The organism is Bacillus sp. FSL E2-8887, from assembly GCF_038007205.1.
GTDB lineage: Bacteria > Bacillota > Bacilli > Bacillales > Bacillaceae_G > Bacillus_A > Bacillus_A mycoides.
This window is the reverse complement of record NZ_JBBOWS010000002.1, coordinates 82,403-102,856: the sequence shown is the minus strand read 5'-3', so window position 1 is coordinate 102,856 and position 20,454 is coordinate 82,403. Positions and strand designations below refer to the sequence as shown.

Annotated in this window: 19 protein-coding genes and 7 pseudogenes; 21 read left to right on the top strand and 5 right to left on the bottom strand. The window is 35.5% G+C overall.

Going from position 1 to position 20,454, the window contains the following annotated elements; translation table 11 throughout:
• Positions 1–298 precede the first annotated feature (298 nt).
• The 8 genes and pseudogenes from NSQ08_RS27795 (at position 299) to NSQ08_RS27760 (ending at position 7,044) form a co-directional block, all read left to right on the top strand.
• Positions 299–1,009 (top strand): response regulator transcription factor, encoded by a 711-nt coding sequence (locus tag NSQ08_RS27795; protein ID WP_078177345.1) that lies wholly within the window; start codon positions 299–301, stop codon positions 1,007–1,009.
• Positions 1,006–2,085, top strand: coding sequence for a sensor histidine kinase (locus NSQ08_RS27790; RefSeq protein ID WP_002144165.1), 1,080 nt, complete (start codon positions 1,006–1,008; stop codon positions 2,083–2,085). The genes NSQ08_RS27795 and NSQ08_RS27790 overlap by 4 nt, the downstream gene beginning before the upstream one ends.
• Positions 2,086–2,162: 77 nt before the next feature.
• Complete coding sequence (locus tag NSQ08_RS27785) at positions 2,163–2,666, top strand: DM13 domain-containing protein (protein ID WP_002144163.1); 504 nt, start codon at positions 2,163–2,165, stop codon at positions 2,664–2,666.
• 122 nt (positions 2,667–2,788) lie between these two features.
• Positions 2,789–3,182, top strand: a pseudogene (locus NSQ08_RS27780) (restriction endonuclease); the annotation flags it as partial.
• A 152-nt stretch (positions 3,183–3,334) separates the two neighbouring features.
• Positions 3,335–3,931 (top strand): exosporium leader peptide-containing protein, encoded by a 597-nt coding sequence (locus tag NSQ08_RS27775; protein WP_340780449.1) that lies wholly within the window; start codon positions 3,335–3,337, stop codon positions 3,929–3,931.
• Positions 3,932–4,128: 197 nt separating this feature from the next.
• Positions 4,129–4,503, top strand: a pseudogene (locus NSQ08_RS27770) (hypothetical protein); the annotation flags it as partial.
• A 4-nt stretch (positions 4,504–4,507) separates the two neighbouring features.
• Positions 4,508–4,997, top strand: a pseudogene (locus NSQ08_RS27765) (DNA-binding protein); the annotation flags it as partial.
• Between the two features lie 232 nt (positions 4,998–5,229).
• Positions 5,230–7,044 carry an acyltransferase family protein gene (locus tag NSQ08_RS27760; protein ID WP_340780448.1) on the top strand — a complete coding sequence of 605 codons (1,815 nt, stop codon included), beginning with the start codon at positions 5,230–5,232 and terminating at the stop codon, positions 7,042–7,044.
• 659 nt (positions 7,045–7,703) lie between these two features.
• Here NSQ08_RS27760 and NSQ08_RS27755 read toward each other — a convergent pair.
• Positions 7,704–7,772, bottom strand: a pseudogene (locus NSQ08_RS27755) (helix-turn-helix domain-containing protein); the annotation flags it as partial.
• Between the two features lie 220 nt (positions 7,773–7,992).
• On the opposite strand from NSQ08_RS27755, the gene NSQ08_RS27750 reads away from it, so the two are divergent.
• Both NSQ08_RS27750 and NSQ08_RS27745 read left to right on the top strand, forming a co-directional pair.
• Positions 7,993–8,136, top strand: coding sequence for a hypothetical protein (locus NSQ08_RS27750; protein ID WP_340780561.1), 144 nt, complete (start codon positions 7,993–7,995; stop codon positions 8,134–8,136).
• Positions 8,117–8,866 (top strand): annotated as a pseudogene (locus tag NSQ08_RS27745) (HNH endonuclease signature motif containing protein); the annotation flags it as partial. The gene NSQ08_RS27750 and the pseudogene NSQ08_RS27745, both read left to right, overlap by 20 nt.
• Before the next feature lie 158 nt (positions 8,867–9,024).
• On the opposite strand, the gene NSQ08_RS27740 reads toward NSQ08_RS27745, so the two are convergent.
• From NSQ08_RS27740 to NSQ08_RS27730, 3 genes are all read right to left on the bottom strand, one after another.
• Complete coding sequence (locus NSQ08_RS27740) at positions 9,025–9,492, bottom strand: hypothetical protein (protein ID WP_002187357.1); 468 nt, start codon at positions 9,490–9,492, stop codon at positions 9,025–9,027.
• Positions 9,493–9,893: 401 nt separating this feature from the next.
• Entirely contained in the window at positions 9,894–10,109 is a 216-nt protein-coding gene (locus NSQ08_RS27735) for a spore germination protein (RefSeq protein ID WP_088045543.1), read from the bottom strand.
• Between the two features lie 414 nt (positions 10,110–10,523).
• Entirely contained in the window at positions 10,524–10,688 is a 165-nt protein-coding gene (locus tag NSQ08_RS27730; RefSeq protein ID WP_016119211.1) for a hypothetical protein, read from the bottom strand.
• A 126-nt stretch (positions 10,689–10,814) separates the two neighbouring features.
• On the opposite strand from NSQ08_RS27730, the pseudogene NSQ08_RS27725 reads away from it, so the two are divergent.
• The 5 genes and pseudogenes from NSQ08_RS27725 to NSQ08_RS27705 form a co-directional block, all read left to right on the top strand.
• Positions 10,815–10,922, top strand: a pseudogene (locus NSQ08_RS27725) (Holliday junction resolvase RecU); the annotation flags it as partial.
• A gap of 77 nt (positions 10,923–10,999) precedes the next feature.
• On the top strand, positions 11,000–11,368 hold the full coding sequence (locus NSQ08_RS27720) for an ArpU family phage packaging/lysis transcriptional regulator (protein WP_215589309.1): 369 nt from the start codon (positions 11,000–11,002) through the stop codon (positions 11,366–11,368).
• Between the two features lie 922 nt (positions 11,369–12,290).
• Positions 12,291–12,488: a hypothetical protein gene (locus tag NSQ08_RS27715; RefSeq protein WP_016119215.1), complete on the top strand. Its 198-nt coding sequence runs from the start codon at positions 12,291–12,293 to the stop codon at positions 12,486–12,488.
• A gap of 344 nt (positions 12,489–12,832) precedes the next feature.
• Complete coding sequence (locus NSQ08_RS27710) at positions 12,833–13,108, top strand: hypothetical protein (RefSeq protein WP_340780446.1); 276 nt, start codon at positions 12,833–12,835, stop codon at positions 13,106–13,108.
• 220 nt (positions 13,109–13,328) lie between these two features.
• Positions 13,329–13,520: a hypothetical protein gene (locus NSQ08_RS27705; RefSeq protein WP_078177533.1), complete on the top strand. Its 192-nt coding sequence runs from the start codon at positions 13,329–13,331 to the stop codon at positions 13,518–13,520.
• Positions 13,521–13,766: 246 nt separating this feature from the next.
• On the opposite strand, the gene NSQ08_RS27700 is transcribed toward NSQ08_RS27705, so the two are convergent.
• Positions 13,767–14,474 carry an IS6 family transposase gene (locus tag NSQ08_RS27700; RefSeq protein WP_340780445.1) on the bottom strand — a complete coding sequence of 236 codons (708 nt, stop codon included), beginning with the start codon at positions 14,472–14,474 and terminating at the stop codon, positions 13,767–13,769.
• Between the two features lie 93 nt (positions 14,475–14,567).
• On the opposite strand from NSQ08_RS27700, the pseudogene NSQ08_RS27695 reads away from it, so the two are divergent.
• From NSQ08_RS27695 to NSQ08_RS27670, 6 genes and pseudogenes are all read left to right on the top strand, one after another.
• Positions 14,568–14,696 (top strand): annotated as a pseudogene (locus NSQ08_RS27695) (cardiolipin synthase); the annotation flags it as partial.
• Between the two features lie 252 nt (positions 14,697–14,948).
• Positions 14,949–17,300 (top strand): xanthine dehydrogenase family protein molybdopterin-binding subunit, encoded by a 2,352-nt coding sequence (locus tag NSQ08_RS27690; RefSeq protein ID WP_340780444.1) that lies wholly within the window; start codon positions 14,949–14,951, stop codon positions 17,298–17,300.
• On the top strand, positions 17,287–18,126 hold the full coding sequence (locus NSQ08_RS27685; protein ID WP_016119332.1) for an FAD binding domain-containing protein: 840 nt from the start codon (positions 17,287–17,289) through the stop codon (positions 18,124–18,126). The genes NSQ08_RS27690 and NSQ08_RS27685 overlap by 14 nt, the downstream gene beginning before the upstream one ends.
• A complete protein-coding gene (locus NSQ08_RS27680; protein ID WP_016119331.1) occupies positions 18,126–18,596 on the top strand; it encodes a (2Fe-2S)-binding protein in 471 nt (156 codons plus the stop codon). The genes NSQ08_RS27685 and NSQ08_RS27680 overlap by 1 nt, the downstream gene beginning before the upstream one ends.
• On the top strand, positions 18,593–19,543 hold the full coding sequence (locus tag NSQ08_RS27675) for an XdhC family protein (protein ID WP_016119330.1): 951 nt from the start codon (positions 18,593–18,595) through the stop codon (positions 19,541–19,543). The genes NSQ08_RS27680 and NSQ08_RS27675 overlap by 4 nt, the downstream gene beginning before the upstream one ends.
• Before the next feature lies 1 nt (position 19,544).
• A complete protein-coding gene (locus tag NSQ08_RS27670; protein WP_137076646.1) occupies positions 19,545–20,147 on the top strand; it encodes a nucleotidyltransferase family protein in 603 nt (200 codons plus the stop codon).
• The last annotated feature ends 307 nt before the right edge of the window (positions 20,148–20,454 follow it).

Below are 20,454 nucleotides of genomic sequence, written 5' to 3'. Positions count from 1 at the left end.
TAGTTTTTAGGGTTTTTGGTCATTAAGAGATAGAAGTTTGAGATTCTGATTTAGTGATACAATCAGTTGTTATATCTTCATATCCAAATTTTTTTCAAAACGAGTGGTTAAAAACCACCATCTTAAGATGGTATCAACTTTAGCCTTATAAGTTTATTTTTTTGTTTGTTGTAACGAATTTTCGTCGGCTTTTAGCCAAGCGTGATGCCCCTACTTAAGTAGGGGGGGACATATTTATTAGATGAAAGCATATAAGAGAAATTTTTGTATTTTTGGTGAAAAGAAGAGAGGTTAATATATGAAAAAAATTTTAATCGTAGAAGATGAAGAAAATATTCGAGAAGTCTGCAAACGGTATTTAGAAAGAGAAGAATATGAAGTATATACCGCTGTAAATGGTACAGAAGGTTGGGATGTATTTCTTACTCATCAACCAGATTTAATTATTTTAGATTTGATGATGCCGAAAAAAGATGGATGGGAACTATGCGGGGAAATTCGTCAACAATCAAATGTCCCTATTATTATGTTAACTGCTAAAGGGGAGGAAAGGGATCGAATTTTAGGCTTAACAATGGGAGCAGATGATTATTTAACAAAGCCATTTTCCCCTCGTGAATTAGTATTAAGGGTTCAAATTATACTAAGAAGAGGCAGCCAGGTAGCGATACAAGCAAAAGAATCCCTATCGGAAGTGATAGAATTTCCAGATTTAAAAATATATCCAAAGACAAGATGTGTACTTGTTTGTGAAAATGAAGTGGAGTTGACGGTGAAAGAGTTTGAGGTACTTTATGTCATGGCAAAACATCCAAAACAAGTATTTTCTCGCTCGCAGCTTCTTGAATTAATTTGGGATTTTGGACATGAAGGGGCATCAAACACAGTTACTGTGCTAGTGAGTCGTTTGCGTGAAAAGCTCGAGAAGCATACGATAAAGAATCATTGGATTCATACAGTTTGGGGTATAGGATATCGCTTTGAGCCAAATGGAAGAAATGAATCATGAGATTACGTATTCAATTGTTACTCATGAATTTATTAAGTACCAGTATCCTGGTAATTGCTATATGGTATAGTGAGACGAAAATGTTACTTGAACCGGAACAAACACGGTTATTAACAGTAATTGCGGTTGTAGGACTGATTATTTCAACGTTTATTTACTGGTTAATGACACGCCCTATCATGAGGTCTATCAAAAATTTAATGACATTAACGAAGCAATTTAGTGATAGACAATTCGAAACAATGTATATAATTGGAAAAGAACCACGGGAGTTTAAAGAATTAGCAACATCGTTTCAACAGATGGCAAAAAAATTAGAAGAAGGGTTTACTCAGTTAGAAGAAGGGGAAAAAGCCCGCAAGGAGCTAATTACGAATATTTCACACGACTTACGAACGCCTATGGCTAGCATACAATTGATGATAGAAGCGTTACAAGATAACCTGATTGAAGATCCTGAAATGAGAAAGCAATACTTAGCGACGATCTTAAAAGAAATAGAAAGATTAAGTGGATTAATCAATGACCTATTTGAACTTTCAAAGTTAGAGTTTGAACAAGTAGATTTTTATCCAAGTTTCACACATATAGATAAAGTTCTATTAGATGTATTAGAGTCACATTCTGTCTTATTAGAAGACAAACAGATTGATTTACAATTGCAGGTTCCTGATAGATTACCCCGACTATTAATTATGCCGTGTAAAATAGCAAGGGTTATAGGTAATTTATTAGATAATGCTATTCGATATTCCCCTGTCTCTGGAACAATTGAGTTGATTGTAGAGGAAAATAAGCAAAATCAACAAGTCCAGTTCATTCTGCGTGATGAAGGAGAAGGAATTTCTCCAAATGACCAACTACGCGTATTTGAACGATTTTTTAGGACAGATCAATCAAGAAGTTCACAATCTGGAGGGTCCGGTCTTGGACTAGCCATTGCAAAATCATTGATTGAAATGCACAAAGGGGAAATTGGTGTGAGGGATCGCGCAGATGGTAAGCAGGGAAGTGAATTTTGGTTTACTCTTCCCATCACATCAGAAAAAAATAAGACCGCTGAAAGACTTTTGTAACATTTACGTTATAAAAATGAAAGACCTTCTTGTTAACATACTACTAAACAGTATGTTACAGGAGGTTTTTTTACTTTATGAAAAGAAAATATGTATGGCTTATAGGTGGTTCCATAATTCTCGTGTTAATTTTATGGTCTTTGTTCCGACCGGAGAAATTATTTATTGATAAGAAAGTGAATGAAACATTGCCACAGACGGAAATGCAATCAATGAAAACAAAACAAGTTCAGGATCAAGTTCAAGTTATAAGTGCAGGTCAGTTTCAAAACGGTGTCCATGAAACAACTGGAACAGCAACAATCCATCAATTAGCGGATGGAAAACGCATTTTACGACTTTCTAATTTTTCAACATCTAACGGGCCAGATGTGCGAGTAGTATTAGTTCCTACAGATCGTTTGAAAAATAATGAAGATGTTAAAAATCATCAGTATATTGAATTAGGAAAATTAAAGGGAAACAAAGGCAACCAAAACTATGAAATTCCTGAAGGGATAGATGTAAGTACATATGGTTCGGTTTCTGTTTGGTGTAAGAGATTTAATGAAAACTTTGGTGCTGCTTATTTTAAAAAGTAAGCACGAAGGTTCTTTTGCAAAGTTTCTTGACAGATAAAAAGTTGGTATGATTGCAGATGGATTTTATGCAATCGTTAGTAATTGTTGTAATTCATTGTACGTTTTTGCACCAGAATCCATAAGAAAATGAAAAATTTCCGTCTGTTTTTATTCGCCAAACACTATTAGAATTCGAAGCATTAGTTGCAGATGTGATTGAACGATATCACGGCGGTACAACTGTTGTAACAATAGCATTGGGAGATTATGGTGTAGATTTTGAAAATCGTTTAAATGGTGATTTATACCTTGGCTAAGTGAAGTGATATGTCTTACAAAGCCATCGCACTTGTACACAGTAATATTGCAAAACGTGGATATGCCGTTTCAACCGGTGGTTTTTCGAAAAACGCCAAACGGTATGCGAAAGAATTAATTGTAGAGCTAATTGATGGATCTCGACTAGCTGAAATTTTCATGGAATTCATTGAAGGTCATCTCATAACTCAATATGTAGTGAGTCTTCCTAATAATTAACTTGGCAGGTTAATTATTAGATATACATTCATTAGAGTGAAAAATCTATGAAGGGAATAGTACATCTTCTATATATCATATCTTTGTAGAGAAAATAATACTTTGTCTAATACTGGCATTACGTGGGGAATGTGTGTTTTTAGGGGGGATATATGGAGAGGAAAAATAAATGGTACGGATTAAACTCTAATGTAAATCTATCTGCAAGTTCATTTGATCCTAACTTGGTAGGGCCTACATTGCCACCGATTTCACCAATTTCTGTACCAACCGGTCCAACGGGAGCAACAGGTATAACAGGCCCAACTGGACCAGGTCCAACTGTGAGTCTTAAATTTCTTTATGTAGCAAATTTCAATGAAAATACGGTAGAAATTTATGATATTTTCAATCCAATATTTCCAGTACGTATTGGAGAGTTTAATGGTGGGAATTTAGCTAATCCTGCTGGATTAGCTATTACAGGAACCACTCTTTATGTAACAAATAATGGAGATAACACGGTAGAAATTTATAATATATTGAATCCGACAGTTCCAGTGCGTGTAGGGGAGTTTAATGGTGGTAATTTAAATGCACCTGTTGAATTAGCTATTACAGGAACCACTCTTTATGTAGCAAATTTTAACGATAATACGGTAGAAATTTATGATATTTTGAATCCGATAGCTCCAGTACGTGTTGGAGAGTTTAATGCAGGAAATTTAAGTAGTCCTGCTGGATTAATCATTTTTTCGTTATTCGGTTAGTAAATTCTATTACAGCGACATAACTATTGATAATCATAGCTATATTTATTTAAACAAAAGTTCCTTCAAATCTTTTGAAGGAACTTTTATTTCATGTTTTAGGGGTGGGTAACAACTTGGAAACCTTGATATGACAACGTTTTTAAGGCTTTTTATTTTGTGGAAAATGTACTTTGAAATAGAAAAAAACATATGTATTTTTAGTGAAAAATCATCGTGATATTTTAAGTGAATCCTTTATGAATAAAGAGAAGAGAGCCCCTGTAGAAACCATCATTAAAAACTTCTTGTTAAGTTATCAAGTTGTTATCACAGATGTACCTTCGGATCAGTTATTAAACATGGTATGTGACGATATTTTGGGATCTGGGATTATAGAGCCTTTGCAAGAGGATAAGGACGTAACCGATATTTATATAAATGGCACAAAAGAGATTATTTACGAAAAAATTGGAGAGGGAGAATGTGCTTTCCCTTACCGATTTGAAACGGAAGAAGAAGTGAAAGCTTTAACTTATAAGATGGTAAACAGTACTTCAGAATCCTTAAATACAGCTAAAGCCTATGTAGAAGAAAAATGGTACAGGTACTAGTGGATACAAAGTATTTGATACAAGATTAGGAGGGAATCGAGTCTTATATCCCTATACGGTAAGAGAAAGTTCTATTGCTGTTTTTAAGTGATTAAACGTTCCAAATAATGATTATATTTCCGCAACCTTTAAAGCGAAGTCACAAGGATTGGGGGAGAATTAGTTTCTATGGTGATGGAAGCTGGGAAACAGGAAGAGAATTTGATTATTATAACGCTACTGTTTTAAAAGATGTGCCAAGCGGTTCAAAAGAATTAGAGATTAGTAATATATCTTTGTTTCCGGAAAGGGAACCAGGCACCAACATACCAAGTGATAGAAAACACATTACTTCAGATATAAACAAAGATGTGTATCAAGATTCTCCCATGATAGATAAGGTGATACCTTACCAGGGTGGTTCTAGACAGGGGAAGTGGATTCCTAACAAAATCTATTGCCCTTTTTTCAAATTTGATTATATTTGCACCAGAACCTAAAGGTTTATGTATAAAATTATTTTATGAAACTAGATAACGTGATAAAATTCTAGTTGCTGTGTATCTAATCATAAAAAGTAAGTTTATTTGTTAATGAGTTTTGTAATCTTTTTGTAATCTTTATATTTTGGAAATAGTTCATACTTTTTAGAGGGAATGAAATTAATAGGTTTTTATAGTAAAAGTATTTGCAGAATTTTTAGATGAATATAGGGGGTGACTGCGAATGCCCGAACCATTAAAGAAAAATAGTCGCTATATGGTTGGATTGGACAGTCTAAGAGGCCTAGCCATACTAGGTGTTATTTTGTATCATATCAATTTTAATTGGATGCCCGGTGGATTTTTAGGTGTCACTGTATTTTTTGTACTTTCCGGTTATTTAATTACAGATATTCTGGCTATAGAATGGAAGAATAATAAGAGAATTGATTTGAAGAAATTCTGGCTCAGTAGGGCAAGGAGATTACTTCCTGGAATGCTTATCATGCTCATCGTCACCTTAGCATGGATTACAATTTTTCATAGTTCTTTACTTGTAAAAATGCGAGGAGACTCACTAGCTGCTTTATTATATTTTAGTAATTGGTGGTATATTTATCATAAATTATCTTATTTTGATAGCTTTAGTCAGCTTTCCCCGCTAAATCACTTTTGGTCGTTAGCTGTTGAGGAACAATTTTATGTGGTCTGGCCATTTGTCATTAGTTTGGGGTTTTATTACATAAAAAAACAATCACGCATGATCTTATTTATTTGTCTAGGAGCGATTGCTTCCGCTTTAGCAATGGCAATCCTATATGAGCCAGGCACTGACCCGAGTAGAATTTATTACGGTACTGATACACGGGCTTTTTCTTTACTAATTGGAGCGGCACTTGCCTTAATTTGGCCAAGCAGTAGGCTTGCGAGTAAAATTATTCCGCAAGCACGTCTTATTCTTGATATCATTGGGGGAGTTGCTCTTATCATCATTCTCACTATGTTTTGGAAGACGAATCAATATGAGCCGTTTCTATACCGTGGGGGAATGGTTCTTTTATCAATTGCTACTGCCTTGTTAGTCGCTAACCTCGCTCATCCAGCTAGCAGAATCGCACAATTTTTGAGATTTAGACCACTGCGTTGGATGGGGGTACGATCATATGGGATATATCTTTGGCATTATCCGATTATTACATTGACGACTCCGAAGGTAAATACTGGGGAGTTTTCGTTTACAAGAGCCATTCTTCAATTTCTTCTTATTATAATTGTTGCACAAATTTCGTGGAAGTTTATTGAAAATCCAATCCGAAAAGGCGCATTGAAGAATATTCGGATTAAGAACTTGAAAATAAGAAACTTAACTTTAAGTTATAAGTTAGTTTTAATATGTGCAGTATTCATTTCTTCGATAGCTACTTTTGGATTAACAACAGCTAGTAAAGAAAAGGAGAATACTCAAAAAGATAAGGTGGAAGCAGTGCAAGAAGAACAGGCTAAACATCCAGTTGCAGTTTGGGAAAAACCAGCCGATGAACCACCTCAGAATAAAGAAGAACAAAAAGAAGAGAATCCCGCACAGCCTAAAGATCCTCTAACAGTTACAGCTGTAGGGGACTCAATCATGATTGATATTACTCCGTATTTAAAAAATATTTTTCCTAATATTAGGATTGATGCGAAAATAGGACGGCAAATGTCACAAGCAATCCTTGCTGTGGAACAGCTAAAGAATGAGGGGAATTTAGGAAGTAATGTCATTATTGGATTAGGTACAAATGGAGCCTTTACCAAGGAGCAATTAGCATCATTGATAGAAGTAATCGGGAATGAACGTAAAATTATATTAATCAATACGAGGGTACCACGTCCGTGGGAATCGTTGGTGAATGAGAAGCTAAAAGAAGCAGCATCATCTTACAAAAATGTGGTGTTAGTTGATTGGTATTCAGCAAGTGCTGGAAATAAGGCGTACTTTGAACCAGATGGCGTACATTTAACGAAAATAGGTGCAGAAGCTTATGCTGCTCTTGTAGCAAAAGAAGTGAATCAATAGGGGGTACGGAAACGACTCTGGTGCAAAGATTTACAAACATAAACTTGACTCAAGGCAAATGGCTTGAATTTAAATTAGCAATGCATGTATAGGAAAAGGTGAAGGGACATATTGGTCCCTTTACCTTTTTTATTTTTTATAAAAAGATTTCAAAACCCTTAGTTTTTGGAAATAAAGTAATCATACCTAAAGTAGAAATATCTTTTTTGATTTGAGTCTTTCGATTTCTTTATTTATATTGTTTTGAATGTATACTTTTGTTTAAAATTTTGAGGATATTAGGGTAATTTGGTTGAAGTCAATATTTATGAGGATTTGAATGTAAACTACTGAATAATAGTGTAGGAATAAGAAAATATTTAAATAATACAGCACGGATGACAAAAATGTACGCTCGTTTTCGTGCTTTCTGGGGAAATTCTTTTTTCTTAATTTAAGTAAAAATTGATATATTCGGAAAAAATCACAAACTACAAAGAGGATGCAGGGGGAATTTATGATGACGAAAGAGCAATGAGTTAGGGAAGCGGTGAAATGGGGTTTGAAACATGGGGTTCCGATTAAAGCAGAAGATATTTTTAAAATATATCTAGATGAATCTTATAAGGAAAATCAAATACATAAAAAAGAAGACTGTCACGTTAAGTAGTCTTCTTTGATTAGCCATTCTTTTTATTTTGCATATAAGTAACATACATCTCTAACTGTTCCCAAGCTTTCTTTTTCTCTCTCATCTTCTGGGTTACATAAAAGCGTGAAAGTCATCGTGAAGTACCATTATATAACTCTAGATAAATGAGGGAAGCCCTGCAGAGGATGCAGGGCAGTACTAAGATCATCGAGTTGTCGATTCTATAAGAACTTCTTGGAATGTACAAAGTGTAACACATAATTCATACAAACTTTATATATAGATGTTACGAAATTATGAACAAAGGGGAATGGAAAATGAATAAAGATGAATTGAATTTGGGTAGTTTCGGTCAAAAGTTAATAATCACTGGGCTAGCGAGATTAGTTGAAGAAAAAGGCTATACGCCTCATGAAGCTTTCGATTGTTGGAAACGATTAAAAGAAAAAGGATATCCTTGAAAAAGCAAAAACAAGGATTAAAGCAATTCAAAAGAATCCATCAGGGAAAACAGTACAGAACTATAACTCTTACGTGCTTAGCATAAAAAACTATTACAAAATTGCAACACATGTATCTATAGACTTTGCTGAAATAGCCTTTCGTCTCTCGAAAACCTTGTTCAATCGTCTAAAATCAATAGGGAAATATAAGATTCCTACCAATGCAAACGCATTATACAAAAGAACCCACAGGAATAATTATAGAACCTTTGAAATAGCAGGTAACCATGTATATCCACTAGCGGACATACAAACACGATTCCCTCAAAGTTTCAGTCAAGACATATGCAACTACACTATAAAAGGAAGACAAAAATTCATCAAAAGCCTAAAAGGTAACATTGCCAATGAAATGCAGAAGATGTTGCTATCATCCAATAAAGGGCAGAGCGTGGAGTATACAGATAACAAAATGTCGAGATATTCTATGCAAAATGGAAAATGTGCTGTTACAGAAATCTTTTTGTTAGCTGATGAAGCACACTGTCATCACAAAATACCGAAAGGTATGGGAGGAACTGACGAGTTTAATAACCTAATTATTGTACATGAATTTGTCCACAGACTGATTCACGCTACAAATGAAGAGACGATTAGAACATATATGAGAATACTTCAATTGAATGATAAACAATTGAAGAAAATAAACAAACTCCGTAAAGCTTGTAATCTAGTTACTTTAGTATAGAAGAATAAGATGGGACGCTGTATGCGATGAAAGTCGCACGTACAGTGTTAAGCGGGGGAAAAGATGAAGATAACTTAAAAGTCTTACCTATCGCAACTAATAGGCAAATAAAAGAGAGCACATTTGAGTATGTGCTCTTGGATAAGGGGTGCTGAATTTTAATTTATTGATTCTCTTTCATCGGAGGTATCAAATTTATCGATTAATTTAAAGATAGCCTCTAGAAGAACCGTAGATAAAATAGCAAAAATCAATACAGCATGAGGTGTTAATTTCACAGTTGTAAAATTAAGATTAGCTAGCCAAAAATATCCGACATACATCGTCAGGAAGGTACTAACAATTGAAATTGTAAACCCTAAGAAACCTAATTCTTTTAGCTTTTCCTCAGATAATTTGAATACTCGTAATACTAAAGAGAAGATGATTCCTACTATGAAAAATCCAATACATAATGTCAATAGTGATATTATACTTGGATATTCAACGTCATCAGGCATCCATTGTTTTATTCCTACAATTATAGCTGTAGGGAGCACAATAGGTATTAATAGTGGTGATACTATTAGAAAAATTGCCAATAGTCTACTGATGTTGTTTGTTCCATTGTTGTTTTGATTATTCATAAATCCTCCAAAAAATAATATAAAGATCAATATTCTAGAGGATTTTAACACAAAAGTGTTAGTAAGACTATAGCTAAAAATAAGGATGGTTTTAAACAAAAAATTCATTTTGTATGTATTTGAAACACGAAAAGAGCACTTAATAAAGTGCTCTCGTTACGAGTTCATTCACTTAAAAGAAAGGATAAACCAAATCATACGGGATTTTTCAAAATGTGCTTGGATAAATTAATTAGTATTTGTAAAAAAGCAGCTAGCAAAAGCTAACTGCTCGGCTGGTTCTCCAAGGGGGAAAGGAGAAAGGTTAGGGACTTCATTAAATGAGTTCTGGCTATCGCCTATCTATATTATTGACGGAATATTGAGTTTTATTCAGGGGAGGAAGAGGAAAATGAACAATTCTAGACTGTCCCAACTTGGTTTTGGTCTGCAACATCAGAATCGTATGTGTTTGTTGCACTAACACCGCTAAAGGTATTGGCAAAAAAAGCAACATTGGATGATCCTGAACCATTATAAGCCTTCGTATTTTCCTTTGGAGAAACGTTGTAAAAATCGCCTAAGTTGAAAGAACCATTACTATTTTGTACAACCAGATTTCCAACAACAGATGGCATAGTTTTCACCTGCTTTATTAAGAAGTATTTAAATTTTTATATGGTGTCTGCGTCTAGAGGTTCATCTGGATCTGAAAATTTTGAAATGAAGTTTGTTAGAAAACATAACAAAATAATCCTTTTACGAAAAAAGGTCCTGTTGTCTCCAACAGAACCTTTCCTAAAATGGCAAAGAGTAACTCTTACCTTACTCTTTGTTTATATACTACAGGAGTGTTAATGAAAATCCAAGGCTCCTTATATTGAGAAATAAAGAAGAATCATTCTAAAGAATCTTATCTTTGTCATAAATAAAAGAGCAGTTAGCAAAAACTAACTGCTCATCTCCAAGGGGGAACAAGGAGAAAAATCTAATGTCATCTACATTATTGACGGAATATTGAGTTTTATTCAAAGGGACTTATAATTTATAAATTAGATTATGATATTTGCTATTACCCATATCGTCCAGAAAAGAACTAAAAATTCTATTGAAATCCAAAGTGCTTTTTTCTCAGGTTTTTTAAACTCTTTTATTAAAGAGAAAACAGCACTAATTGCTATAAGGATGAAAAGAACGAGTCGTATTGTATCTGGCATTTTAACCACTCCTAATTTTAAATTAAATTCATTATATAACGATTTCAAAATTTTTATATAATTGTTGGTGAGAATTAAGCAAAGTTTAAACAAAATAATCCTTTGAACAGAAAGAGAGGAATAACAATGGGACAAGGAAACCGTGGAATGGCATTTGAAATGCTTATCAATCTAGCGAATGAAATGTATCAAAGAGGGGGGGTGGGGGCTATGTTAATGCGTGATGTTCCCTTATTCAGTAGTTAAATAGTAAAATTTCACGTACCTGATGTGAATGTAAAAACCAAAATTCGAAATAGGGGGATTCCTTCATGGAACAATTAACTTTATTACCAGCAATCGATGACAAGAAAGTACAAAAGGAAGTAGTCAGCATCTTAAAGGAATACCGGGCATTAAAGATGCGATTCAATAATGAAGTGGAACAAGAAGGAATCAGCTTGTTTCCAGAGTTACGCGATTCAAGGAATACGAGTAAATGGAAGGTGCAGCAGGTAGAGAAGGCGCTTAATAACTTATTAGATAAAGATGAGCGTAATATTGTAGAGCGGAAGTTCCTGACAAATGAGAGAGTAAAAGATTCTGATGTTTATCACAATCTATTACTCAAGAAAACTTACTTCTATGAGAAGAAGCAGAGTGCCGTTAAATTGATTGCTACAGCGCTAGGAATCATCTAAAAATAGCGAACAAAAAGCGAACTTTTTGGGGGACTAAATAAAATGCTAAAAATTATAAATTATATGTACAAGCCCTTTGACAACCGCATATCGAAGAGGATTAGTACACCTATAAGTGAAACGTTCTCATGCGAGAATGTCACGGTAACGTATACCGCAATAAGGGCGGGCTAGGCGGTAAGAACCCGCATTAAGACGAAAAGAACAATGAATGTATAACAATGACATATTCCAGTGTGGCGGGTGTGGGATAACTCGCATTCGTCATACTGTTTCTATTATGTTTAGTGCTCAGCTCAGAATGCGTCCTCTGGGCTGATGGTGAACATAATGCCTTTCTATTCTTTGTTAACGTCGTTTCTTAAAAATGGAAATGGGGTGGTTGTTCTTGATTGGATGAACATCGCGTTTTTAAAAAGAAAAACAAGAATAAAGGGTTTCTTCATCAATTTGGACGGAACAATGAACATTACGCTTATAGCGATTACTCACGAATTTTCGCTATGCAGAGAGCTTCCGCTCTTTGTTTGAGCCAATACAGCTGAACCTTCCCCTCAGTCTTATGTGTTGGTTCAAACAAGGTGTAGGAAGAAACATATACGTCTTGATATTAATCCTTTAAACGTTGTGTAAACAAAATTTGTGAAAATGACATTAAGTAGCCGACTCTACGGAGTATAAACGAGAAGAGTCTTAGTCTTCTCCCAGTCACCGACACAGGGCGTGTAGCCATATTAGTTGATGCGGTGATTTGGAGAAACCTGAGAGTATCTAGAATACCAGAGGCTTGAAGAGATACTTATTGCCATTTGTTCTCTCTCTTCCCCTTCAGGAGCTGTCACTTCGGTGATGGCTTTTTGTTTTGTAGGATATTCTTCTTTTCTGTCGAATAGATAGATTGGGAGAGGTGGGGAATAAGTAAATGAAAAAATTTATAATAAGCATAGAAGCAGTCGATGGTAAACAACACGAATTTGAAATTGAGCATAAAAAGACAGTAACAGTTGCTGCTATAGAAAATTCTATACAAGCAAGAGAAGCTAGATTCTTCAGATTTGGAGATCGTATGGTTAATTTGGACAATGTATTCTCTTTAGTGGTAAAAGAGAAGAAGGATTAAATACAAAAAAAGCATCCAAAACGGGTGCTTTTTTCTTTGTTATATAGAAATTACACATTAACCATATTAGGGAATATCGAGCATAGAATGATATTGACACCACGATATCAAATTTATTGCTGCGTTTTAGTGTTACCTCTATGTTCATGAAAGGGCACCTGTATAAGGTGTCTTTTTGATGAACCATTTTAATATAGAAATCATATAGTATAGTGTAGGACAAGCTAACCGCTTATATCCTATTCAATGCTCATTGGGGAAATCCCCTTCTCATATTTTAGCATCTACTGACGTGGATGCTCTTTTTTATTAAGCAAAATGGACATTTAAATAGGAGGTTAATGATGGGTGTAACATTAGAGGAATTAGAAAAGTGTTTTAATGAAGCTGTAAATGAAGGAGCAGAGTATGTAGCTGTTCAAATTGAAATGGATGGGTTTCCTAGCGATGAAGTAATTATTAACGACAAACATAACATTGATTCTAAACTAGCGTATTATAAGAAAACATACAATGAAGATTTAGAACATAGATGCACTCCAGGAATTCGTATTGTAGGTTTTGCGTATGGTTATTCGTTCTCAGAAATCCTACGTAAATTAGGATTGTTGGTGAAGTAGTGATTAAACCAATAGCAATTATCGTAGGCGCTGCCGTTATCCTGGTGGCGTCTTGTTTGTTGTTAAGGGATGATAAGGGGTGAAATAGACTTGCAATTTGAAGATTAGATAATAATATTATTACTTTAAAATGCAGAAAGTAGACTAATAAACAAGCTGTTTTTAACTTTTAATCATAGAATATGAGGAATTCTATTGTTAAGAGGAGGTAATCATATTTATGGGATGTAATTGTAATTTCAGACATTGCAGAGATTGTAATAGATTTTGGGATGATTTAATGTTCTGCAGACGCAGACATAGAGATTGTGATGACCGTCGTTGTAGACGCGACCGTGACTGCGATTGTGATGAATGCCGTCGCAGACGTAACCATCATCATGACTGTGAGCGTGATAATCGTCGAGATTAGTAAAGTCCTTTGAATGAGTGTGCTTCTTCGCAGCACTCTTTTTTTGTTTATGGGTTTTCTAAATTAATACTTATTAAATACGAAGAATGTAGTTGCAATTCGATTTAAGGTCCAACAAAACAAACGAACATAACTAACGAAAATAAATGTCTTGTTTATATGTCTAAAAGTTGACCCTTTTGGGTTCTGGTGCAAACATTTTTTGAAGATATAAAGAAGTGAAGAAATTCCTAACGGAATCCACTTTTATGCTGGAATACCGAATAGTTGATGAATGAGGTTCACCTGATTTTGGACAGACTTCCCCCCTTGAGAGGTTTGTCCTTTTTTCATCATATGCATGGCTTCAACACCTCTCAATATGGAAGTTGCCGTTTTAAATGACTTGAATCCCAACATAGAACGCACGCGTTTCTTAATAAAACGATGATCTTGTTCTACTATATTATTGAGATATCTAACTTGCCTTAGTTGTATGCCTTCAAGCATATGTTTCTCTTCTTTTAACTCTTGAATCGCTACAGGGTAGGCAGGGTTCTTATCTACTGTTATCACACGAGGTTTAGACACGTACGAAAAAGCCAAGGCTTTCTTGAAAAAGCGCTTGGCTGCTTGTTTATCTCTTGATTTACTTAGATAAAAATCAATGGTGTTCCCTTCGGAATCTACAGCACGATATAAATACATCCATTGACCCTTTACTTTGATATAGGTTTCATCGACCCTCCATGAGTCATTTGTTGATTTAAGATGATAGCGTACTTTCTCTTCTAATTGAGGTCCATATTGATGAACCCAGCGCATAATTGTTGTGTGAGCGATTGATAATCCTCGTTCTTCCATCATTTCCACCAGGTTGCGAAAGCTCAAATTGTACCGCAGGTACCATCTTATTGTTAATAAGATCAGTTCAGGCTGATAATGTTTCCACTTGAATAGATTTTGCTTTTCCATACCAATCACATCCTTTTTTAGAGTACTAGTATCAGTATGTCCAAGTTTGATAGACATTTTTCATATACTTCAAAGTTTTTGCACCAGAACCCGAAAATAAAGCCAGTCATTAATGCAGACTTACAAAATTCAAATAGAGTAACATCTTCTGACGTCAATCAATTATCTATAAAAGAAAAAATAAAAGAAAAGGTTGCAAAAATGTTTGAGTATTATTTGTAAAAACAAAAAAATCTTATATTAAGGAATAGTAAAATGATAGGGGGCTCGCCACATGCCTATCAAGTTAAGATCTTGAAGTTCCTCTTAAACGAAAATTTTGTGTTTTTTATAGCTACAAAGTTCATTTTTATCGTTTTTGGGGCAACTTGTTCTGTTAGCTTGATAGCGATGTGGCCCCCTATATAGAGTTTCGTACTAAATGGATTGTACTGCGAATAGGTTGGTAAAAGAGTATAAGGAAGGGGGCATGGAATGAAACGGTATCACATCATTGGAAAAAGCGTCAAGCGAAAAGAAAGTGCTGATAAGGTAACGGGAAGAGCGAAGTATGTGAATGATGAGATAGAGGTGGGCACGTTATATGCAAAGCTGTTAACGAGTGTATACGCTCATGCTTTTATTGAAAATATTGATATAAGGAAAGCTAAGAAAATACCTGGTGTTCATGCTGTGGTAACAGGAGCAGACTACCCTATTCTTGTGGGTTCCAGTATTGTGGATCGACCCCCGTTAGCCTACGAAAAAGTACGGTATTTTGGTGAACCTATTGCACTTGTTGTAGCGGATAGTGAAGAGATTGCTAAACAAGCAGTAACGCAAATACGTGTTACATATAAGAAACTCCCTGTGGTCCATGCCCCGCTGCAAGCCTATTTAAAAAGAGATGTACTCGTACATGAAAATGTAGAACAATATGAATTGGCAGAAGAAGTATATCCAGAAGCACATACAAACATTGCAAATAGAACGAAAATTCGTAAGGGTGATATTCGAGAAGGATTTGTAAATAGTGATGTTGTTGCAGAGGAAACATTCTCCTTCAGGCAATCTGATCATGCGGCAATGGAAACGCGATGTGCGAAGGTAGAAATAAAGCCAGATGGAGAGATTATTGTTCATTCTACTTCGCAAGCTCCTTTTGAGATTAAAAGATTGCTTAGTAAAGCGTTTCAAATTGATGAGGAAAAAATAATTGTGCATGTTCTTTTAGTTGGAGGAGCGTATGGTGGAAAGACAGCAGTACAGCTTGAGTATTTAGCTTATCTTGCTTCAAAAGCGGTCGGTGGAAGGCGCGTTATCATTCGAAATAGTAGAGAAGAAGATTTTATAACATCCCCTGTTCATATTGGCTTACAAGCAAAAGTAAAGCTTGGATGTACAAAGAATGGAAAATTGCAAGCAGCAGAGATATTGTATTTATTTGATGGCGGTGCTTATGCTGATCGAGCGGTGACAATTAGTAAGGCAGCTGGATTAGATTGTACAGGTCCGTACTCAATTAAGCATGTATCGTGTGATTCACTCTGTATGTACACGAATCATCCATATGCGACATCGTTTCGAGGGTTTGGTCATGCTGAATATACATTTGTAATTGAAAGAATGATAGATATATTGGCAAATAAAGTAGACATGTGTCCGTTTGAGTTTCGTGTAAAAAATGCAATTGAATTAGGAGATACAACACCAACTCAAGTAGCAGTCACTAAAAGCAATACAGGGGATATTAAGGCATGCCTACAAAAGTTAAAGTCACTTGTTAGTTGGGAAGAGGGCAATCGAATTATTTTACCAAATGGAAAGATACGAGCAAAAGGAATTAGTTGCTTTTGGAAAAATTCGACCACACCAAATAATGCCGGAGCAGGTGCGACTTTAACCTTTAATAGTGATGGGAGTATAAATATTAATTGTGGTGCTATTGAAATTGGGCAAGGAACGAAAACAATTTTGACACAAATGGTTGCGGAAAAAATGAATATGAGTGTTAAAGATGTATCTGTCAGGATGGAAGTCAATACACAAATCACGCCGAAACATTGGAAAACAGCTGCTAGTCGAACGACGCATCTTGTTGGAAATGCAGTTGTAAAAGCGACTGAAGATGTAAGGAAGCAGTTACTAGATACGGCTGCTAATTTACTTGGAACACCAGCGCATGAGCTAACAATCGCGAACAAAACTGTATATGTGAAAACAAATCCAGATATTTACGTGCCATTTTCAAAGATTGTTTTTGGATATGTTGATTCGAATGGGAATGTAGCTGGGCCACAGATAATCGGAAGAGGTACTTATGTCTTTGAAGGGATTACAAAGATTGACTATGAAACAGGAAAAGGGCAACCAGGACCGGAATGGGGAGTGGGAGCACAAGCAATCGAAGTTGAATTTGATCCACAGGCATATACGTATAAATTAATTAAAGCAGTAACAGTTGCAGATGCAGGAAAGGTTTTAAATAGAAAAGGAGCAGAAACACAAATTATAGGAGCTATGAGTATGGGATTAAGTTTTGCGACGAGAGAAACGTTTCATTACGACTCGTATGGAAGGGTTCTTAATTGTCAGTTTCGTTCTTATAAGGTGATGCATTATGGTCAACAGCCCAAATACATCGTTGAATTTGTGGAAGTACCGCATGACCAATCAGCATTTGGTTCAAGAGGACTTGGTGAGCATGGAATTATCGGTATGCCAGCTGCTTTAGCAAATGCTTTATCAATTGCAGCTACTATTTCACTTCGTCAATTACCACTCACTCCTGAATTGATTTGGAAAGTAAAACAAGCGAAGGAGAATGGTTTGTATGATACCATTTGACTTTGAATATTATCGTCCGCGTTCTATTAAAGAAGCAATTCGGTTATTTCATCAACTGGATGAAGAGGGGAAAAGTCCCCTTTATTATGGGGGTGGCACTGAAATTATTACGATGGGTCGCTTACAGCAAATCATTACGAAAGCGGTGATTGATTTAAAAGATATTCCTGAATGTAATGTTTGCGCATGGAATGACCATAAACTTATCCTTGGAGCTGCATTAACATTAACGGAAGTTCAAGATGCAAAAGTATTTCCTCTTCTTGGAGAGACTGCTGGAAGAGCAGCAGATCATACAGCAAGAAATAAAATTACACTTGGCGGAAACATTACAGGGAAAATTATATATAGGGAAGCGGTGCTCCCTTTTCTATTAGCTGATAGTACATTTGTTATTGCAGGAAGAGAAGGCGTAAAGCATATCCCAGCCCAGCAAGCATTTATTGAGAAATTACAATTGCAAAAAGGTGAGTTTCTTATACAAATTATAACAGATCAAAAATATGTAGGATTACCTTATTATAGTGTGAAAAAAAGACAATTAGAGAAAATTGATTACCCACTTGTAACAGTTGCCGCGCTGAAAATTGATGATAGCATTCAAATAGCATATAGCGGATTATGCGCATTTCCATTTCGATCATTCACGATGGAAACAGTATTAAACGATTGGGATATTCCGGTAGAGGAGAGAATTGAACGCGCTCTTTTACATATTCCTGCGCTTATATTGGATGATATACGAGGCTCACGTGCTTATCGTATTTTTGTTTTGAAACATGTGCTATACGATGTACTGATAAAGCTTGAAGAGGTGAGAGAATAATGGGAAAGGGTCAGTTTATTCTTCAAGTGAATGGGGAAGACAGAGAAGTGATTGTCAGAATGGCGGATACACTATTATATACATTGCGACATCAACTCAATCTAACAGGAGCCAAGCCGGGATGTGAAAACGGTGATTGTGGTGCTTGTACAGTTCTTGTTGATGGGATACCAATTAAGTCTTGTATTATGTTAGCTGTTGAAGCGATTGGAAAGCGGATTATAACTATTGAAGGTTTACGAGAAACGCCTATTCAACAAGCTTTTGAAGATAAATGGGCTTTTCAGTGTGGGTATTGTACGGCAGGATTTATCATAAATTGTCATGCGCTCGTTACACAAAAAATGGATGTGGATGATTCAGTTATTGAAGAATGGTTAAGTTCTAATATTTGCCGGTGCACGAGTTACCAAGAGATTGAAGAAGCTGTGAAATCTGTTTTACAAAAGCAACGAGAGAATCAATTATGACTTCTGTTCATACTGTACTAGAAGTATTACTATCTTGTGAACAACGATGTGCCTTAGCAACGATTATTCATGTGGAAGGCTCCGCATATTGTAAAGAAGGAACAATCATGCTTTTTTGTGAAGATGGGACAAAAATTGGAATGTTAAGTGCAGGCTGTTTAGAAGAAGAGGTTTCTTTTTATGCAGCAGAAGTAATAGAGAATAAAACTTGGGCTGTTCATCAGTTTAATACGAAAGTAGAAGATGATTTATCTTGGGGAATGGGATGCAACGGTATCGTTCATATATTAGTTGAACATATAGATGATGAGTACAAAGATTTTTTACAAACACTATATACTTATCTCAAGAACGGTAGCTCTGTCCGGATGATAAAAAACCTTTCTTTGTTACAAACTTTATTTATATGTGAGCATGGTGATACGTTTGGGAATGGGGATTTTCCATTTTTACATCTTTCTTTACAGGGTTTACATGATCAATGGTATTATCAACATTTTACGCCAAAGCCACGTCTTTTTATTTTTGGAGCAGGAGAGGACGTAAAGCCACTCGTTCGATTTGCAAAAGAAGTAAACTTTTTCGTAACAGTTTGTGATTGGCGTGAATCGTTATGTAATATTTCACGTTTTCCGAGTGCAGATATTTGTATGATTGGGTTTCCAAAAGAGATTGTACCGCGACTTCTATTACGAGAAGAAGATTTTGTTGTGATTATGACTCACCATTTTCAGCGCGATCAACAATTGATTGAGCTTTTATGTGAACAATGTGTCCGCTATATGGGTATTTTAGGTCCACGCCATCGCACTGCTCGTCTATTAGAAGGAAAAACAATACCAAAACATCTTCATTCTCCGGTGGGACTTACAATTGGAGCGAAAGGTCCAACGGAAATTGCGATTAGTATAATAGCTGAAATCATTCAAGTGTTAAGGGGGAAGTAAAATAAAGATTGCTGGAATATATTTAGCTGCTGGAAACAGTCGGAGAATGGGACCGGGGATACATAAGCTGTACCTTCCATTACAAGGGAAACCACTTGGAAACTTAGCGTTACAAGCAGCAGTTTCTTCAAGGCTCTCACATATTATTGTTGTTACGAATGAATCTGCTTGGATGTCAGGGGGAATGTGCCGTGGAAATGTGCACATTCTTTCTTGCCCAAATGCTAATAGAGGACAGTCATACTCTCTTCAATGCGGTGTTGAGAAGGCGAAACGAATGAATGTAGACGGGGTAGTTGTCCTTCTGGCTGATCAACCATTTGTGAAAACGGAATTTATCAATAAGATGATAAATTGCTGTGAGCAAAATGAAAGCATTCACTTTGTAGCAGCATGTTATAGAGGGATCAGACAACCGCCTGTTTTATTTACAAAGAAAGTGTTTCCGTTTTTTCAAGAATTGAAAGGGGATGAAGGGGCGCGTGCAATTTTTACGAAACCTGCGATAAGTGGAATTTCATTGTTGTCTAAAAGTGAGAAAATGTTTTGGGATGTAGATACATGGGAAAATTATCAACAGGTGAAACAAGAAAATACGGATTAATAAGGGAGAATATATTTGAAAAGGTTTCACCATAATAGATAAGATTTGAGAATTTTCATGAATATGCACTTTGTTTTTTTATTGTTGAATAATAAAAGTGTAGAAAGAAATCTTATAGAATTAAGATCTAACATGTTTTTGAAATAGTCACGTATAATGTTGATTAGTGTTTATTTCGTATGCGAATTTTTAAATAATCTACAATAATCCCCTATAAAAATTAAAAAAACTTCCCTGAAAATTTCCTAATATACTCTTAGCTTGATAGCGATGGGGTAGCACCAACAAAACGCGAATTTCGTACGAT